This window comes from Ruegeria sp. D1(2025), assembly GCF_056536425.1.
The window spans coordinates 310,741-326,823 of the sequence record NZ_JBQFPO010000003.1 but is presented as its reverse complement, the minus strand read 5'-3'; the positions used below and the strand labels follow the sequence as shown (position 1 = coordinate 326,823).

The window sequence follows — 16,083 nt, the reverse complement described above, 5'->3', positions numbered from 1 at the left end:
TTGACCAAACCGACCCGATATCAGAAATCGACGCCGCGCTGGGCTTTGATACCGGCCTGAAACGGGTGTTTTTCCACGTTCATTTCGGTGACCAGATCGGCATAGTCCCGCAGCGCTTGAGGCGCGTCGCGACCTGTCAGAAAGACGCTGGTACGCTCTGACCGGTTCTTCAGCCCGTCGATCACCTGTTCGACCGAAAGGTACTCGTAGCGCAATGCGATGTTGATCTCGTCCAGCACGACCAGATCATAATCTCCGCTGCTCATCAGCTTGCACGCTTTGTCGAAAGCGGCGTTTGCGGCGGCGATATCGCGTTCCTTATCCTGTGTATCCCATGTAAAACCTTCGCCCATGGTGTGCCACGTCACCAGATCGCGCTCTTCGAAAAAGCGCCGTTCACCGGTTTTCCATTTGCCCTTGATGAACTGTACGACGGCAACCTGCTGACCCCAGCCCAGCGCCCTGATCACGACACCGAATGCGGCCGAGGATTTGCCTTTGCCCTTGCCTGTGTTGATCAGAACCAGGCCGCGTTCGGGATCGACCGCCTCGGAAACCTTCTTACGGTGCTCAGCCTGCACCTTTTGCATCTTTTCCTTGTGATCCTGTGCGTCACTCATCGGGAAACCTCGTTGTTTGTCGCGCCCAAACTAGGGAAAGATGGCGAAAGGTAAAGTCACGCTTTGGGGTCCGTGACAGATCTGGCCTTGCCGCGCTCCAGCCCCAACTGATGCTCGCGCCAGATCACCACCGCATTGCCGGCGATGACCAGAACTGCCCCAAGCAGAATGGCCAGCGTGGGCAGCTCATCGAACCAGAAATAGCCGATGCCGATAGCAAACAGCATGGTCGTGTAGTCATATGGGGCCAGCATCGAGGCCTGGCCAAACCGGTACGAGGACGTCACAAGGATTTGCGCGACCCCCCCGGTCAGTCCCATCGCAATCAGTATCGCCAGCTGCTCCCATGTCGGCACGGCCCAGCCCCAGAATACCGTCAGCCCGGACAGGGCGGTCGCCGTAACCGAAAAGTAGAAAACGATCGCAGCCGGATGGTCGACCTGAACCAATTGCCGAATATGAATCTGCACAAAGGCCCGCGCGATTGTCGCGCCCAGCACGCAAAGCGCACCAATTGTGGCTGCCAGTTCCAGGTCGGTGCTGCCAAGCCGCGGCCACAGCATGATCAGAACACCCAAAAGGCCCAGAACGACGGCACCAATACGGATCAAACGGATACGTTCGCCCAACATGACCGCTGCGAGAACGAGGGTGAAGATCGGGGTCGCGTAGCCAATGGCAGTCACTTCGGGCAGCGGCAGCAGGCTGAGCCCGGTGAAAGTCAAACCCATTGCGGTCGTGCCCAGAACACCGCGCCAGAAATGACCCATCGGCTTTTTGACCACGAAGCCCTGCGCCAGTTCCCCACGCGATACCAGCCAGATGATGATGACCGGAATGGCAAAGAGCGACCGAAAAAAAACCAGCTCACCCGGAGGAAAATCTTCGGACAATGCCTTGACCAGCGCCGACATCGAGGTAAACAGAAAAAGGGCGCTGAGTTTCAGCGCCACGGCCAGTACGGGTCGATGCGATGTTAAGGGTTTTGCCATCGGCGCGACCCTGCGCCTTTGCGGCGCAAAGATCAACGGCTGGAATCAGCGGTCTGTCCAGCTTGGCGGCAAGGTGCTGCCGATCTCTTCTGCGAATTCTTCAAGAAAACGGATCATCCGGCCGATCCGCTGCTGCGCGATCTGTTTTCCGGTCTCGGTCAGCATGTCATTCGGCAGGCTGAGAAGCTTGACTTTCCAATGGTCGACCGAGAAGTGCAGGTCATCCAGAGGCCGGTGTTCTGCAAACGGGTCGGCCGGGTCATAAAGCGACCGCCCCAACGCGCCCGAAACGGAAAAGTTGCGGGCTACGCCGATCGCGCCCAACGCATCCAGCCGGTCGGCATCCCGCAGAATACGGGCCTCATCCGTTTCAGGCGTGATGTTGGCCGAAAAGCTGTGGGATTCAATTGCGTGCTGAATGGCGCGGATCTGATCCGGGCGATAGCCCAATTCCCTCAGAACAGTCTCTGATTCCGTCGCGGACCGGCGCGAGGCCAGATGCCGGCAAGGGTCATCTTTTGGCAGGTTCACCAGATCATGCAGATAGCTTGCGGCCAGAAGCACGGCCATATCCGTTTCGCGATCCGCGATGGCCTGCGCATTCACCCAGACCCGGTCTAGGTGGGCCAGATCATGGGCAGGGTCGGTCTCCATCCGCTGCGCAACGATGCCGCGCAGGCGTGTCCGCAGATCAGCCGATCCGTCCACGGTTCTCTCCGATCTGGCCGCGGTGCAGCAGCAGGTGGTCTAGGATCACGCAAGCCATCATCGCCTCGCCTACCGGGACAGCGCGAATGCCGACGCAGGGGTCATGGCGGCCTTTGGTGATGATTTCGGTCTCTTCCCCGGATTTGGTGATCGTTTTGCGAGTGGTCAGGATGGACGAGGTCGGCTTGACCGCGAAACGGACCACAATGTCCTGTCCGGTCGAGATACCGCCGAGAATACCGCCCGCGTGGTTCGAACTGTATTGCGGGCCGTTCTGGCCCATGAAGATCTCATCGGCATTGGCCTCTCCGGTCAGTTCCGCCGCGGCCATACCCTCGCCGATCTCGACGCCCTTGACCGCATTGATCGACATCATCGCGGCGGCCAGATCAGTGTCTAACTTGGCGTAAACCGGCGCACCAAGACCGGCAGGAACGCCGCGCGCCACCACTTCTACCACGGCACCAACCGAGTTTCCGGATTTGCGCAGATCGTCCAGAAAAGCCGCCCAACCCTCGGCCGCATGCGCATCCGGGGTCCAGAACGGATTCTGTTCGATCTGGGACCAGTCGAAATTGTCGCGGTCGATCTTATGCTGTCCGATCTGCGTCATGTAACCGGTGATCTGAACATTGGGGGCAATCTGTTTGATCGCCTCACGCGCCAGACCTCCGGCCGCAACACGAGAGGCCGTTTCGCGCGCCGAACTGCGCCCGCCACCGCGATAATCGCGGATGCCATACTTCTGCCAGTAGGTGATATCGGCGTGGCCCGGGCGGAACTTGTCCATGATATCGCCGTAATCTTTCGAGCGCTGATCGGTGTTTTCGATCATCAGCTGCACGGGGGTCCCGGTGGTCTGGCCTTCGAACACACCCGAGAGGATTTTCACCTGATCCGGTTCACGCCGCTGAGTGGTGAACTTGTTCTGCCCCGGTTTGCGCTTGTCCAGCCAGTGCTGGATCATCGCCTCGTCAATCGCGACGCCCGGCGGGCAGCCATCGACGGTCGCACCCAAGGCGGGTCCGTGGCTTTCACCCCAGGTGGTGACGCGGAAAAGATGGCCAAAGCTGTTCATCGACATGAGGCGTGCTCCTTTGCGCGATGTGATTAGCGGTCGCGGGGCCCGGCCTCAAGCGGATTTGCTGATTGGCCCCGGGTGGCGCTGCCCGATGGGCAGCGCGTTTTGAGTATTTTTGAAAAGATGAAGTTCAGGCGACTTGCGCAATCTCTGCACGGGATTCGGTGATCTTGAGAGCGGCCTGTGCGGCTTCGCGCCCTTTTTGAACGAAATGCGCACGATAGATGGCGTTGTGGTGGTCGGTTTCCTGATACTGGTGCGGCGTGAGCGAGACCGACAGGACCGGAACGCCCGTGTCCATTCCGGCGCGCATCAGCCCGTCGACCACGGCCTGTGCCACGAAATCATGCCGGTAGATGCCACCATCCACGACAAAGGCGGCGCAGGCAACAGCGGCGTAGCGCCCGGTTTGGGCCAGATCGCGGGCCAGCAGAGGCATCTCGAACGCGCCCGGCACGTCGAAAACATCGACCTGATCGGCAGGGATCAGTTCCAGAAACCCGTCGAGCGCCCGGTCAACGATGTCCGAATGCCAGTTGGCTTTGACGAATGCATAGCGGGTGTGTGTCATCAAGATCTCCTTTCGGTTTGGTTGCCAACTGGCTGTCACGAGAACCGGTTCCCACTTTTCGCTGCCAGCCCGGCATGACACGTCACCCAAGGCGATCACGAGCCGCCGCGCCGTTTGGCGGCGCGCCAGCACGTTCTCTTTCATCCGGACTGTAACCGTCGGCTCTGGCCTCTCACCAGATCTGCTGACACCCCGGTCGCCGGGGCCGCTCGCGGGCTTGCGGGTCGTGACCCGCATACCGCCGGTGGGGAATTCCGCCCCGCCCTGAGAACGCGCGGACCTTGCCAAGGTGCGGGCGGTTCTGCAAGAGATTTCGCAGGAGGATAGACATGCACCCGAACCCTGCCTTCCGCGCTGAAGACACTGCGCGCCATATCGCCTTTGCCCGAGAACGGGCGTTCGGGGTTCTGGCCCTTTCTACAGATCAGGCGCCGTTGCTCAGCCATGTGCCTTTCTTAATCGGCGAAGATGGGGCCGTTGCCGACCTGCATCTGGTGCGATCGAACCCGATTGTGCACGCACTGAAACAGCCGCGTGTTGCCCGGATCGCCGTGTCCGGGCCGGACGGGTACATCTCACCCGATTGGTACGGGGCCGAGGACCAGGTGCCGACATGGAACTATGTCGCCGTGCACCTGACAGGCCGGATCAGGGTACTGCCACATTCTGAATTGCGGGATTTGCTGGATCGCCAATCCGCTTTCTACGAAGAGCGCCTGCGGCCCAAGCCGCGATGGACCGCCGGAAAGATGAGTTCGGGCGCGTTGGAGCGCATGATGCGGATGATTGTCCCGTGCAGAATGCAGGTGGACGACATTCAGGGAACCTGGAAGCTGAATCAGAACAAAACCGACAAGATGCGGCATTCTGCGGCCGATTACGTTGAAGCGGATGGTTATGGCAGCGAGACCGGATTGCTGGCCACATTGATGCGGGGAACATGACCAGCCGGATCGGTCATTCGCTGAAGGTCGCCAGATAGGCCGCGATATCGTCGGCGCCCTTTTTCAGCCTGACGCTCATGTTCGGACGCGCGGTTTCGTCATTAAGATACTCCCTGATAAAGCCAATCGGATCTTGGGAGTAGGCAGAAATGTTCTCTTCGGTCCAAACCAGCCCTTCCTCGCCCGCCCGTATCATGTCGTCGGTAAACATGCCAATTGGCAGACGCTCGCTGCCATAGCGATAATCATTTTCGGCTCCGGCAACGCGACCTACGACACCAAAGAGATTCGGACCGGTTATGCCGCCTTTGACCAAAACCTCGCCATCTTTGATGATTGCGTGGCAAGAAGAACAGCGGTTGTAGAGTTTTTCGCCTTTTTCCGGATCGCCGGCGGCAGTGGCCTGAGATGCAGCGGCCAGCGCCAGGGTCACGACGGTTGCAAAGAGCTTTGACATAGAGAACGTCCTGTTGCGGGTGAGGTTTCCCCCGCCCTTCCGGGATTCCCGTTAAAAGTGCAACCGAAAACATTCACATCTATGCCGTTGAAAAATATCTATTTTCGACTCAAAAAATACGTGACGGTGGAGGCCCATAAAGTGGAAATTTGTGCGGCGAAATCTGGTCAGGAGTATGCAGACCGGGGACCTTGTGGCACGTCCAGTGTCAGCATCAGGACAGGTTCCCCGTTTCGATATGTGACCCCGAATCACGTTGCGCCCGATCTGCGGTGATCGGCAAATTTCCCTGCTTAACCCCACTGGTATCTTGAAAAAATGCCCCTTCGTTGTGACATGAATGCCCAGATGCGGCGTAGTGCGCGCCTATGACCGCTGGACGAACCGTTTTCTCCCGGATAGATAGCCGCGATGAGACGCCGTATTTGATGCGGTGCTGATGCATGTTTGCCCGGTCCACCCGGGCGTCGGAATCGGAGAAAACCTCGTGTCCCACGCAGAAGACCACGAAGGCACCCGCAGAGATTTCCTCTACTACGTCGCTGGCGGCGCAGGTGTCGTTGCAACGGGGGCGGCCGTCTGGCCCCTGGTCAACCAAATGAACCCATCGGCAGACGTTCAGGCGCTGTCCTCGATCCGCGTGGATGTCAGCGGGGTTGAGCCGGGTACGCAGCTGACAGTCAAGTGGCTGGGCAAGCCCGTGTTCATCCGTCACCGCACCGGTGCCGAGATCCAGGAAGCGCAGGAGCAGGACGCCGAAGGCGTTGACGCTCTGCCGGATCCGCTGGCCCGCAACTTCAACCTGAACGCTGATGCGCCGGCAACCGACGCCAACCGCGTCATGCCTTCGCCCGAAGGCGAAGCACCGGGCGCATGGATCGTTCAGATGGGCGTCTGCACCCATCTGGGTTGCGTACCTTTGGGTGATGCCGGCGATTTTGGCGGCTGGTTCTGCCCCTGCCACGGTTCGCACTATGACCTTGCCGGTCGTATCCGCAAAGGCCCCGCGCCTGAAAACCTGCCCGTTCCGCCTGCGGAGTGGACGGATAACTCCACCATCAGACTCGGCTAAGGGAGACCCAGATGTCCGGAATTCCCCACGATCACTATGAGCCGAAGACAAACGGCGAAAAGTGGCTGAACAGCCGCCTGCCCATCGTCGGCCTGCTGTATGACACCCTCATGATCCCGACCCCCAAGAACCTGAACTGGTGGTGGATCTGGGGCATCGTTCTGGCGTTCTGCCTGGCGCTGCAAATCGTCACCGGCATCATCCTGGTGATGCACTATACTCCGCATGTCGATCTGGCCTTTGCCAGCGTCGAACACATCATGCGCAACGTGAATGGCGGCTACTTTATCCGCTATCTGCACATGAACGGCGCGTCGCTGTTCTTTGTTGCGGTCTACATTCACATGTTCCGCGGCCTGTTCTATGGCTCGTACAAAGCCCCGCGTGAGATCACGTGGATCATCGGTATGCTGATCTACCTGATGATGATGGGCACTGCCTTCATGGGTTACGTTCTGCCCTGGGGTCAGATGTCCTTCTGGGGTGCGACCGTGATCACCGGCCTGTTTGGCGCGATCCCGTTCATTGGCGATGCGATCCAGACCTGGCTGCTGGGCGGACCCGCCGTGGACAACGCCACGCTGAACCGCTTCTTCTCGCTGCACTACCTGCTGCCATTCATCATCGCGGCGCTGGTCATCGTTCACATCTGGGCCTTCCACACCACCGGAAACAACAACCCCACGGGTGTTGAGGTGCGTCGTGGCTCGAAGGCCGAGGCAGAGAAAGACACGCTGCCGTTCTGGCCCTACTTCGTGATCAAGGACCTGTTTGCGCTGGCCGTGATCCTGGTAATCTTCTGGGCGATTGTCGGTTTCATGCCGAACTACCTGGGCCACCCGGACAACTACATCGAAGCCAACCCGTTGGTTACGCCTGCGCACATCGTTCCCGAATGGTACTTCCTGCCGTTCTACGCGATCCTGCGTGCGTTCACTGGTGAGGTCTGGGTTGTTCAGTTCGCCAGCTTCATCACAGGCGGTATCGTCGACGCCAAGTTCTTTGGTGTGATTGCGATGTTCGGTGCGATCCTGGCAATGGCTCTGGCACCCTGGCTGGACACGTCGACCGTGCGTTCGGGCAAGTACCGCCCGATGTTCAAATGGTGGTTCTACCTGCTGATCATCGACTTCTTCGCCCTGATGTGGCTGGGTGCGATGCCCGCGGAAGAGCCTTACGCAACCTTCTCGCTGATCGCGTCCGCCTACTGGTTCGCCTATTTCTTCGTGATCCTGCCGATCCTGGGTGTTATCGAAAAACCCGAAGCGCAGCCGGAAACCATCGAAGAAGACTTCAACGCGCATTATGGCAAGGCTGACGCCGACGCCACGCCGGCCGAGTAAGAAGAGGGACCGGAAACATGTTCAAGAAACTTGCAATCGGTGCCGCGTTTGCCATCGCCCTTACCCCTGCTGCGTCCTTCGCGGCAGGCGGCGGCGAGCAGCACATCGAAGACTTCGACTTCTCGTTCGAAGGCCCCTTTGGCACCTGGGATCAAAACCAGCTGCAGCGTGGTCTTCAGGTCTACACTGAAGTCTGTGCGGCCTGCCACGGCCTGAGATACGTACCCCTGCGCGACCTTGAGGCGCTGGGATATTCGGAAGAAGAAGTCATCGCCTATGCGGCTGGCAACTTTGAAGTGTTCGATCCCGAGCTTGACGATTTCCGTCCGGCAATCCCGACTGACCACTTCCCGGCCAATGACGGCGTTGGCGCACCGGACCTGAGCCTGATGGCCAAGGCCCGTGCCGGCTTCCACGGCCCTTACGGGTTGGGCATCAACCAGCTGTTCAAAGGCATGGGTGGTGCGGAATACATCGCCTCGCTGCTGGATGGCTATACCGGTAAGGAAAAGGAAGAGGCAGGTGCGGTTCTGTACGAAAACACCGCCTTCCCGGGTGGCTGGATTTCGATGGCACCGCCGCTGGCCGAAGATCAGGTGGAATTCGCCGATGGCCACCCTGCCACCGTCGAAGCCATGTCCGAGGACATCGCCGCCTTCCTGATGTGGACCGCCGAACCGAAGATGATGGATCGCAAGAATGCCGGTTTCGTTGGCGTTCTGTTCCTGTCGGTGCTGTCGGTTCTGCTGTATCTGGTCAACAAGCGCCTTTGGGCACCCCACAAAGGCAAGAAGCTGCACTAAGCACTGACCCGCAAAGAACGAAGAAACCCCCGCGCCATTGGCAGCGGGGGTTTTTTGTTGTGATCGGAGGGAAGGGGCCAGCCCCTTCTTGGCCTGCGGCCAATTCAACCCCGGGATATTTCTGGCCAGATGAAAAGCGGATCAGGCTGTCAGTTGAGTGTCCGTGTTGCCCCTAATGGTGGCGGTCACGATCTTGCCTTCGGTTTGCGGTGTGGAAAACGTCACTTCGGTGAACTGCTCGGTCCGGCCCATGTTCGGGTTCTCCATCAGGATGTGATGGGTTCTGCCGATCTGGGCGGTCAGGTGTTTGGAGACCTGAACCGCTCCTGCCGCGCGTAAACGGGCGGCGCGGTCTTTGATGACATTGCCGTTGATCTGCTGCGGTATATGGGCCGCCGGCGTGCCATCGCGTTTGGAATACGGGAAGACGTGCAGCCAGGTCAGGTCGCAATCTTTGACCAGCTTCAGCGAGTTCTCGAAATGCGCTTCGGATTCGGTTGGGAAACCCGCGATTATATCGGCGCCAAAAGTCATATCGGGGCGCAGTTTGCGGGCCTCTTCCGTGAAGCGAATTGCATCATCGCGCAGGTGGCGGCGTTTCATGCGTTTGAGAATCAGATCGTCGCCATGCTGCAACGACAGGTGCAGATGTGGCATCAGGCGTGGCTCGGTCGCGATCGCTTGCATCAGGTTTTCATCCACCTCGATGGAATCAATCGAACTGATCCGCAGGCGCGGCAGGTCCGGTACCAGCTTCAGGATGCGCATCACCAGATCGCCCAGCTTGGGCTGCGCCGGCAGGTCTGCCCCCCACGAGGTCAGGTCAACACCCGTCAAGACAACTTCGTTATACCCCCGCTCCACCAGCCGCTTGATCTGATCGACTACAACGCCGGCTGGCACGCTACGCGAATTGCCACGGCCATAAGGGATGATGCAGAAGGTGCACCGATGGTCACAGCCATTCTGGACCTGCACATATGCGCGCGAGCGCGTGCCGAACCCGTCGATCAGGTGCCCCGCGGTTTCGGTCACGGACATGATGTCGTCGACCTGCACGGATTCGGTCTCGCCGATGAAGTCGGCAGCCATGCTTTTCCATGTCGCGGGCTGCATTTTTTCGGTATTCCCGATCACCGCGTCGACCTCGTCCATACTGGCAAATGTCTCGGGCTCGGTCTGGGCCGCACAACCGGTGACAATCAGACGCGCATTGGGGTTTTCCCGCCGAAGCTTGCGGATTTCCTGCCGGGCCTTGCGCACCGCCTCGGCCGTGACAGCACATGTGTTCACGACAACAGCATCTGTCAGTCCCGCCTCCCGCGACAGTTCTTTCATCGCCTCGGTTTCATAGGCGTTCAGGCGGCAGCCCAGCGTGGTGAATTTGGGCGGTTTCATCCCAGCGCCCTCAGGAATTCAGGCGTCAACGTACCCGAGAAGACGTGGCAGGTCGGCCCGGTCATCCAGACGCCATCCTCGCGCCAGTCGATCCAGATTGTTCCGCCGTCCAGTTCGATCTGAACCTTGCGCCCCGTAAGGCCCCGGCGCGCGGCTGAAACGGCCGTCGCGCAAGAAGAAGAGCCCGAAGCCAAAGTGATACCCACGCCACGCTCCCACACGCGCATACGCAGGTGATCCGGTCCGATGACCTGCACCACCTGTACATTGGTGCGTTCGGGGTAAAGGGGGTGATGCTCGTATCGCGCGCCGAACTCCGTCAGGGGAACCGCCTCGGCGTCCTCGACAAAGAAGGTGCAATGCGGGTTGCCCATACCGGTGGCGCTCGGGCTGCCCTCGATCGGCAGTTCCAGCGTATCGACCTCTTCTGCGAGCGGAATCTCATGCCAGTCCAATTGCGGAGGCCCCATGTTCACTGCAGTCAGCCCGCCGCCCACATCTCGCGCAACAAGCGTACCGCGTTCGGTTGTCAGGGTCAGGTTGGATTTTCCGGTCTCCTCCATCAGAAACCGGGCAATGCAGCGGGTGGCATTCCCGCAAGCCGCAGACGTCGACCCATCTGCATTGTAAAACACCAGATGCGCGTCTTCTTCGCCTTGCTGAATGACGGCAAGCTGGTCGAAACCCACACCCATCTGACGATGCCCGATTCCCCGCGCCAGGGCGGGCGTCATCTCCACCGACGCCGCACGTGCGTCGAGAATGACGAAGTCATTTCCCAGCCCGTGCATCTTCATGAAGGGCAATCCGGTATCGAGTCTCAGCTGCATGGCGCGCATATAACCCTGCGCAGGACATGAATCCAGCCTGACAGGAAGATTCGTGAAAAAAGGGGTTGACCCCCCTGCGCCACCTGCCTAATTAGGCCGCCTATCGGGTCGCCTGAAACACTGATTTTTCAAGCGGAACGAGGTGCAAAAAAGGTCTTGAACCCAACCGGGAACTTGCCTTAAAGAGCGCCACGGATCGACGAGATCCAAAAAAGAGTGGGCCGTTAGCTCAGTTGGTAGAGCAACTGACTTTTAATCAGTGGGTCGCAGGTTCGAATCCTGCACGGCTCACCACTTTTCATAATTATTCCCTTCCCTTCAATGGGTTGTGAGGTTGTTTGGCGAACCTAGCGTCAAGGTTCACCATGTTTTGTTCTTCATTTGAGCTCGAAGCAAGTTTGCTGACAGCTGAATCGGCCATCGCTTTACGCTCTGCTTCTTTTGTGTACAGCTCAACCAAGGACAAAGTTTTGTGTCCTGTGACAGACATGATTTCGTGGGTGGTAGCTCCAGCTTCAGCAAGTCGCCGTGCGCATGCTTTACGTAGGCCATGTGCTGTACATTCGGGCAATCCGGCTTTGTCGCACCACTGCCTCATCATGTTGCCCAAGGAATCTGATGATCGAACTGAACCTTTTCGGGTAGCTAAGAAAGGCCTGTCCTTCGGCAACTTTTTCAACACTTTTGCTAGGTCAGGGTGCAATGGCATGGTCACTTCAACGCCACCTTGGCCTGCTGTCTTTTGCCGATAGTAGGTCAGCCTACTTTCTTTGATGTTGAACGGGCCAAGCTGAACTGCATCCACTCTTGCGGCCCCAGTGTGCAACATCAAGGTCACTGTGGTATGAGCAAGAGTTCCAGGTTCGTGGCACTCAAAGAATTTTGCAATCTCGCTCTCACTCCACGTATGGAATCCGCGAGTGGAAATTTTTTTTGCTTTAGTCGCGCGAACGGGATTGTCTTCGCGCAATTCAATCGCAACTGCGTGATCAAACAGTTGAGCTAGGCGCTTTCGAAGGTTGCTGGCTGCGCTCGGCGTTTCAGCCTTCTCAGCCAAAATTGCGTTTACATGCCTAAGCCTCATTTTGGCGACCGGTTTGGTGCCGTGCTTAGTCCGGAAAGGGTCTAACACGCCTCGATAAACTCTTTGCGTGCTCTTTGCGAGACTGAGAAATTCTAAGCTCTCGTACCATGAATCCACTAGGCCTGCGACCGTACCCTTAAGTGCTTTTCTGCGCGTTTCACCGGCTGGAGATTTCAGGCCAAGTAACGCTTCCTCGTAGCGCCTCACAAACTCCGGGCTTCCGTACTTCGTGCCTAGCTCAGTCGAAAAGCTGCCTTTCCGGTATCGCCAGCGACGAACCCCATGTCGGTCCCTGTAGGCGCTAGCACCAGGAAACTCTTTTTGGACTTTTGAGGCCATCTTATGGTTCTTTTTTAGTCCCATGGGTTGGCCTCCTCTTCGGGCTCAGCGCACGATGGCGTCACTGTGAGCTTGTTTGGCTCGATAACAATAATGGGCGTAGGAAGGCCCGCATCGCGATATGACTTGAGAACCTTTGTCATGTCGCTTTGTTTAAATGTTGAGACTCGTTTCATCTCTTTCCCCTGCCTCAGCAAAAAATAATTCGAACTTGCGCACCCTGGCGGGCGCCGGTTTCGTCATATTTTTGGGTGTGGCGTGAGATGTTGCATCATTCGGTCCAATCTTCGTTGACTTCGGAATGGCATTATTATAGAACGTATGCGCGATAATCAAGATGTTTTTGTGGCAAGGTGCTGAATTTATGTTTTTTTTCTTTTTTCCAGAGTTTCTGGGAGACCTTCCCAAGGATGTGACTGATTTTTTGAGCAACGACAGTCTTACTTGGGATGAGTTGGAGACATTTCTGTCAGCATGTCGGCGAGAGAGGCCCGATCTGACAGTGGGCACTCTCAGAACATTTCTCTTTGTTGCTAGACGTGCTGCAACCAAGGCAGATCAACAGCCAAAAATACGGGATGTCGCAGATGCACTGGGCATTGGTCACGGAACCGCAAGGCGACACTGTGAGATATTAGGCGAAGGACCTTCGGGTAGGTCTGGTTTGGGCTGGGTAGTAAAGAAGCCCGGTAGCGATGCGCGCGAAAAGAACCTGAGTTTAACGTTTGCTGGCGTGGAATTTCTAGCGTCTGTAATCACAGAGATGTCGAAATCGCAAAAGTCAGTGTCGATAGAGCGGCCCGAAAAAGGTAACACCGCTTAATCGTTCAGCATGTCGGTTCATTGCTGAGCTGGGCCTTAATTCGATACACTGTGGAGAGATGAATTTTCGCTAGCTTGGCGACCTGAATGGGTTTGAGACCGCTATTCAAAAGATGTTGAATCTCTGCCCGGTTGTCCGCTGGCGGTCGGCCACGGTAGCGGCCCGCTTTCTTGGCTTTCTCAATGCCCTCGCGCTGCCGTTGCAAGATGAGAGCTCTTTCAAATTCAGCTATGGCTCCAAGAACTTGGAGCATTAGTCGCCCAGTTATGTCAGCTTCTGCGGTGCTAAACGTAAGGCCTTCTTTCATGAAGTGAATAGAGGCCCCGCGGTTTGAAATCTCGTCTACAATGTCGGTAAGGTCTTTTAGCGATCTAGCCAACCGGTCGATTGACCACACAAAAACCTCATCCCCTGTTCGTGTACGTTTCAGCAGTGCGGCGAGTTCTGGTCGACCACTCCGGGACTTACCGCTAGAATTTTCTTCATAGATGTCGTCCGCGTGGATATCTGTCGGCAACTCCTGCCTGTCAGTGTTCTGTTCATCTGTCGAAACTCGTTTGTACCCTAGCTTTGCCATCTTGTTATATTTTCCATTCGCGGTTGGGTTCTAAGATAAACGCGAAAGGTTGGTCTCAGATTAAAATTGAACCCAAATGCGAAAATCGAATCTAATGTTGCTTGGGCTGGCGACGTTCGCGTTTAACCCTACCCAAAAGAGGAAGTAGCGTAGAAGGCACTTCGTTCGCTGGTACGGACCGCATGTTTCTCGGATCTTGGATGACCCCAATGACTTCGTGACAAATTGCGGAAATCACCCGGAAGCTGGCTGCCCATTTCCCTCTTTTAGAAACAGTGAATTTGCAGGATGCCCCCTCGAACTCCCCTTACCCGATACCTCGACACCACGAGACCAAATACCCGACACCTCGACACCCATGGGACATAATTTCTTGCAACAAATATATAAGGTTAGAAAAGATTGTTTGGCAAATAAATTCCAACTCAACATCTGAGTCTGACAGACAACGTGTTCACTTATTTTTTAAATTGACCATCTACGTGTTTATCCCAGGTGAAATTTGGCGCAACTTGGCATTCGACTTTTGTGATCCCTTGAGCCATAGTGGGTTCATCGCGAAGGCCACGAATGCAGCCGAGGGTCCAATCCCAGTTGACCATTTGGAAGCTTGTGCAAGTCGAGGTCACTAGTGAGGCCATTAGCGAAGGGGGCGGTCTCCAAAACCGCCCCCGTTATTAACCAGGAGAATGAACGTGGTAAAGCGAGCGCACCGAAGCATCTTAAAACGGCAACTAGAAGCCAGAGCAAAACTCTGGCCGAAACTAGAAGAACCAATGCTTTGGAATATGGACAATGAGGGCTGGGTTGCAGTTCCCAGGCTTATGCCGTTGCTCATGAGCATCATGGACGACATGTCAGGTAAAGGGCACCCTGTCAGCCGAACCTACTTTGAAATGTGGTCAAGGCTGCGCGAGGAGCAGTTTCTTACTTTGAATCGGCCGGAAGAAATGGCTTTCTACGCCGGTTTTGATGGTCAACGTGCGCTCAGGACCTGGAAAGATCGGGTGCATCGTTTGGCGGAATTGGGCTTCATTGAATTGCAGGTTGGCCCAGTTGGTGAATTGTCTTTTGCGTTGTTCTACAATCCTTATCACGTTGTGAAGCGTGCCTATCTGGCGGGAAAGGTACAAGAACGTAAATGGCAAGCATTAATGATTAGGGCAAATGAGATTAATGTCTTTGATTTGGACGACATAGACGACGATGGAAACTTAATTGTCCCTGAGGAAGAACCGCTAAAGTCAAAACGCAAACCTTCCCGCGCAAAGAAGTAGGACCGCAGCTGCGTCGAGTTGCAAAAATGTTTTACCTCTTTCCTGGAACAGCAGGCGTTTACGCTTGTTTGCCAGCGATGATGCATGCTCGGCTGGTATTGGGAGCCTCTGACGTGTTTTGAACGTCAACTTGGAGTATATTCAATCGGAAATTCACGAAGCATTAACTTAGCTACATCAATCATAACATCCATGATTTGGGCATGTTGCATCGCTTCCGATAACTACACCGCCGACCCACCAACCGGTGCGGTAATTGCAAACGCTGAAGCTGAGGCGTTCGCGTTGATCGGCCATCCAGATACTAACCTTAATGCGCTTCTCCAGGATACCAGATGGCCGGGAGAGGACAAAAGCCTCTGGTAGGCCAAAGGGTTACGCTGTTAGTGTCTCAGAATGGCCGAAACACGAAATCCCCCTTGGACACGCGACGAGTTGCTGCTTGCGCTCGACTTCTACCTCGAAAACGCCGATGACTACTTTTCTCCAACCGGGGAAGGCGTTCTCGATTTGACCGCTAAGATCAGTCAAGTCGCCAAAGCGCTTGGCTTATCTGGGGCTGATACCCTACGGAACGCCAATGGTGTTTCGATGAAACTGTTGAATTTTCGAGCGCATGACCCAAACCATGACACGAAAGGACTGAGTCGAGGCAACAAGCTGGAGGAAGTTGTTTGGAAGGAGTTTGCGGGCAATCCTACTGGCTTGAAAAAGGTGGTGTCGACAATCCTTTCTGTGAGCCAAGCGGCTTCTAGTGACGACACGCCCATTTTGCCGAGCGACGATCAGATTGAAGCGCGCGAAGGACAACTGCTGACTCGGGTGCATCGGGTTCGGGAGCGCAACTCTGCCATCGTCAAACGTAAGAAGGCATCATACCTTAAGAAGAACGGACACCTCTGTTGCGAGGCCTGTAGGTTTGACTTCCGGGCGGTTTACGGCGACAGGGGTGACGGGTTCATTGAATGCCACCACACAAAGCCTGTGTCGGAGCTCGTGGCGGGCGAGAAGACCAAATTGACCGATCTGGTGCTTCTTTGTGCCAACTGCCACCGTATGATCCACGCAGCGCGCCCTTGGTGGTCTGTGGATGAACTCCGGGCAGCGCTCAGCATACAAAAATTGTGAATACTCAAAGGTGCGGGAAAGATGCAGCTTAAAATC

The 16,083-nt window shown here is 56.5% G+C and carries 17 protein-coding genes, 1 tRNA gene and 1 riboswitch; of the genes, 8 read left to right on the top strand and 10 right to left on the bottom strand.

Going from position 1 to position 16,083, the window contains the following annotated elements:
- Positions 1 to 20 precede the first annotated feature (20 nt).
- The 5 genes from cobO to ACR1XU_RS11000 all read right to left on the bottom strand — a co-directional run bounded on the left by cobO (position 21) and on the right by ACR1XU_RS11000 (position 3,972).
- Positions 21 to 620 (bottom strand): cob(I)yrinic acid a,c-diamide adenosyltransferase, encoded by a 600-nt coding sequence (gene cobO / locus ACR1XU_RS11020; RefSeq protein ID WP_170612551.1) that lies wholly within the window; start codon positions 618 to 620, stop codon positions 21 to 23.
- 56 nt (positions 621 to 676) lie between these two features.
- On the bottom strand, positions 677 to 1,612 hold the full coding sequence (locus ACR1XU_RS11015; protein WP_480906628.1) for a DMT family transporter: 936 nt from the start codon (positions 1,610 to 1,612) through the stop codon (positions 677 to 679).
- Positions 1,613 to 1,657: 45 nt separating this feature from the next.
- Positions 1,658 to 2,320 carry an HD domain-containing protein gene (locus ACR1XU_RS11010; RefSeq protein ID WP_170612555.1) on the bottom strand — a complete coding sequence of 221 codons (663 nt, stop codon included), beginning with the start codon at positions 2,318 to 2,320 and terminating at the stop codon, positions 1,658 to 1,660.
- Entirely contained in the window at positions 2,304 to 3,404 is a 1,101-nt protein-coding gene (gene aroC / locus ACR1XU_RS11005; protein ID WP_480906629.1) for a chorismate synthase, read from the bottom strand. Before aroC ends, ACR1XU_RS11010 begins: the two co-directional genes overlap by 17 nt.
- Positions 3,405 to 3,531: 127 nt before the next feature.
- Positions 3,532 to 3,972 (bottom strand): 6,7-dimethyl-8-ribityllumazine synthase, encoded by a 441-nt coding sequence (locus ACR1XU_RS11000; RefSeq protein WP_170807186.1) that lies wholly within the window; start codon positions 3,970 to 3,972, stop codon positions 3,532 to 3,534.
- A gap of 128 nt (positions 3,973 to 4,100) precedes the next feature.
- Positions 4,101 to 4,248: riboswitch (FMN riboswitch) on the bottom strand.
- A gap of 53 nt (positions 4,249 to 4,301) precedes the next feature.
- Here ACR1XU_RS11000 and ACR1XU_RS10995 point away from each other — a divergent pair.
- Entirely contained in the window at positions 4,302 to 4,916 is a 615-nt protein-coding gene (locus tag ACR1XU_RS10995; protein WP_480906631.1) for an FMN-binding negative transcriptional regulator, read from the top strand.
- A 13-nt stretch (positions 4,917 to 4,929) separates the two neighbouring features.
- On the opposite strand, the gene ACR1XU_RS10990 is transcribed toward ACR1XU_RS10995, so the two are convergent.
- Positions 4,930 to 5,373 carry a cytochrome c family protein gene (locus tag ACR1XU_RS10990; protein WP_170612563.1) on the bottom strand — a complete coding sequence of 148 codons (444 nt, stop codon included), beginning with the start codon at positions 5,371 to 5,373 and terminating at the stop codon, positions 4,930 to 4,932.
- A 487-nt stretch (positions 5,374 to 5,860) separates the two neighbouring features.
- Here ACR1XU_RS10990 and petA point away from each other — a divergent pair, with 487 nt between their 5' ends.
- The 3 genes from petA to ACR1XU_RS10975 are packed head-to-tail and all read left to right on the top strand — an operon-like array spanning position 5,861 to position 8,591.
- Entirely contained in the window at positions 5,861 to 6,445 is a 585-nt protein-coding gene (gene petA / locus ACR1XU_RS10985) for a ubiquinol-cytochrome c reductase iron-sulfur subunit (protein ID WP_170612564.1), read from the top strand.
- An 11-nt stretch (positions 6,446 to 6,456) separates the two neighbouring features.
- Entirely contained in the window at positions 6,457 to 7,788 is a 1,332-nt protein-coding gene (gene petB, locus ACR1XU_RS10980) for a cytochrome b (RefSeq protein WP_170612566.1), read from the top strand.
- A gap of 17 nt (positions 7,789 to 7,805) precedes the next feature.
- The gene (locus ACR1XU_RS10975; protein WP_170612568.1) at positions 7,806 to 8,591 is read left to right on the top strand and encodes a cytochrome c1; all 786 of its coding nucleotides are present in this window, start codon (positions 7,806 to 7,808) and stop codon (positions 8,589 to 8,591) included.
- A gap of 141 nt (positions 8,592 to 8,732) precedes the next feature.
- Here ACR1XU_RS10975 and mtaB read toward each other — a convergent pair whose 3' ends face one another.
- Positions 8,733 to 9,989: a tRNA (N(6)-L-threonylcarbamoyladenosine(37)-C(2))-methylthiotransferase MtaB gene (gene mtaB, locus ACR1XU_RS10970; RefSeq protein WP_480906635.1), complete on the bottom strand. Its 1,257-nt coding sequence runs from the start codon at positions 9,987 to 9,989 to the stop codon at positions 8,733 to 8,735.
- On the bottom strand, positions 9,986 to 10,828 hold the full coding sequence (dapF, locus tag ACR1XU_RS10965; protein ID WP_480906638.1) for a diaminopimelate epimerase: 843 nt from the start codon (positions 10,826 to 10,828) through the stop codon (positions 9,986 to 9,988). Before dapF ends, mtaB begins: the two co-directional genes overlap by 4 nt.
- A gap of 209 nt (positions 10,829 to 11,037) precedes the next feature.
- On the opposite strand from dapF, the gene ACR1XU_RS10960 reads away from it, so the two are divergent.
- Positions 11,038 to 11,113, top strand: a tRNA-Lys gene (locus tag ACR1XU_RS10960).
- A 10-nt stretch (positions 11,114 to 11,123) separates the two neighbouring features.
- Here the strand turns inward: ACR1XU_RS10960 and ACR1XU_RS10955 are convergent.
- A complete protein-coding gene (locus ACR1XU_RS10955) occupies positions 11,124 to 12,266 on the bottom strand; it encodes a tyrosine-type recombinase/integrase (RefSeq protein ID WP_480906641.1) in 1,143 nt (380 codons plus the stop codon).
- Positions 12,267 to 12,579: 313 nt separating this feature from the next.
- Here ACR1XU_RS10955 and ACR1XU_RS10950 point away from each other — a divergent pair, with 313 nt between their 5' ends.
- Complete coding sequence (locus tag ACR1XU_RS10950) at positions 12,580 to 13,065, top strand: hypothetical protein (RefSeq protein WP_480906644.1); 486 nt, start codon at positions 12,580 to 12,582, stop codon at positions 13,063 to 13,065.
- Between the two features lie 4 nt (positions 13,066 to 13,069).
- Here ACR1XU_RS10950 and ACR1XU_RS10945 read toward each other — a convergent pair whose 3' ends face one another.
- Positions 13,070 to 13,642, bottom strand: coding sequence for a recombinase family protein (locus ACR1XU_RS10945; protein ID WP_480906646.1), 573 nt, complete (start codon positions 13,640 to 13,642; stop codon positions 13,070 to 13,072).
- A 695-nt stretch (positions 13,643 to 14,337) separates the two neighbouring features.
- Here ACR1XU_RS10945 and ACR1XU_RS10940 point away from each other — a divergent pair.
- Together ACR1XU_RS10940 and ACR1XU_RS10935 are read left to right on the top strand one after the other, a co-directional pair.
- On the top strand, positions 14,338 to 14,919 hold the full coding sequence (locus tag ACR1XU_RS10940) for a hypothetical protein (RefSeq protein WP_480906649.1): 582 nt from the start codon (positions 14,338 to 14,340) through the stop codon (positions 14,917 to 14,919).
- A 396-nt stretch (positions 14,920 to 15,315) separates the two neighbouring features.
- Positions 15,316 to 16,047 carry an HNH endonuclease gene (locus tag ACR1XU_RS10935; RefSeq protein ID WP_480906652.1) on the top strand — a complete coding sequence of 244 codons (732 nt, stop codon included), beginning with the start codon at positions 15,316 to 15,318 and terminating at the stop codon, positions 16,045 to 16,047.
- Positions 16,048 to 16,083 lie beyond the last annotated feature (36 nt).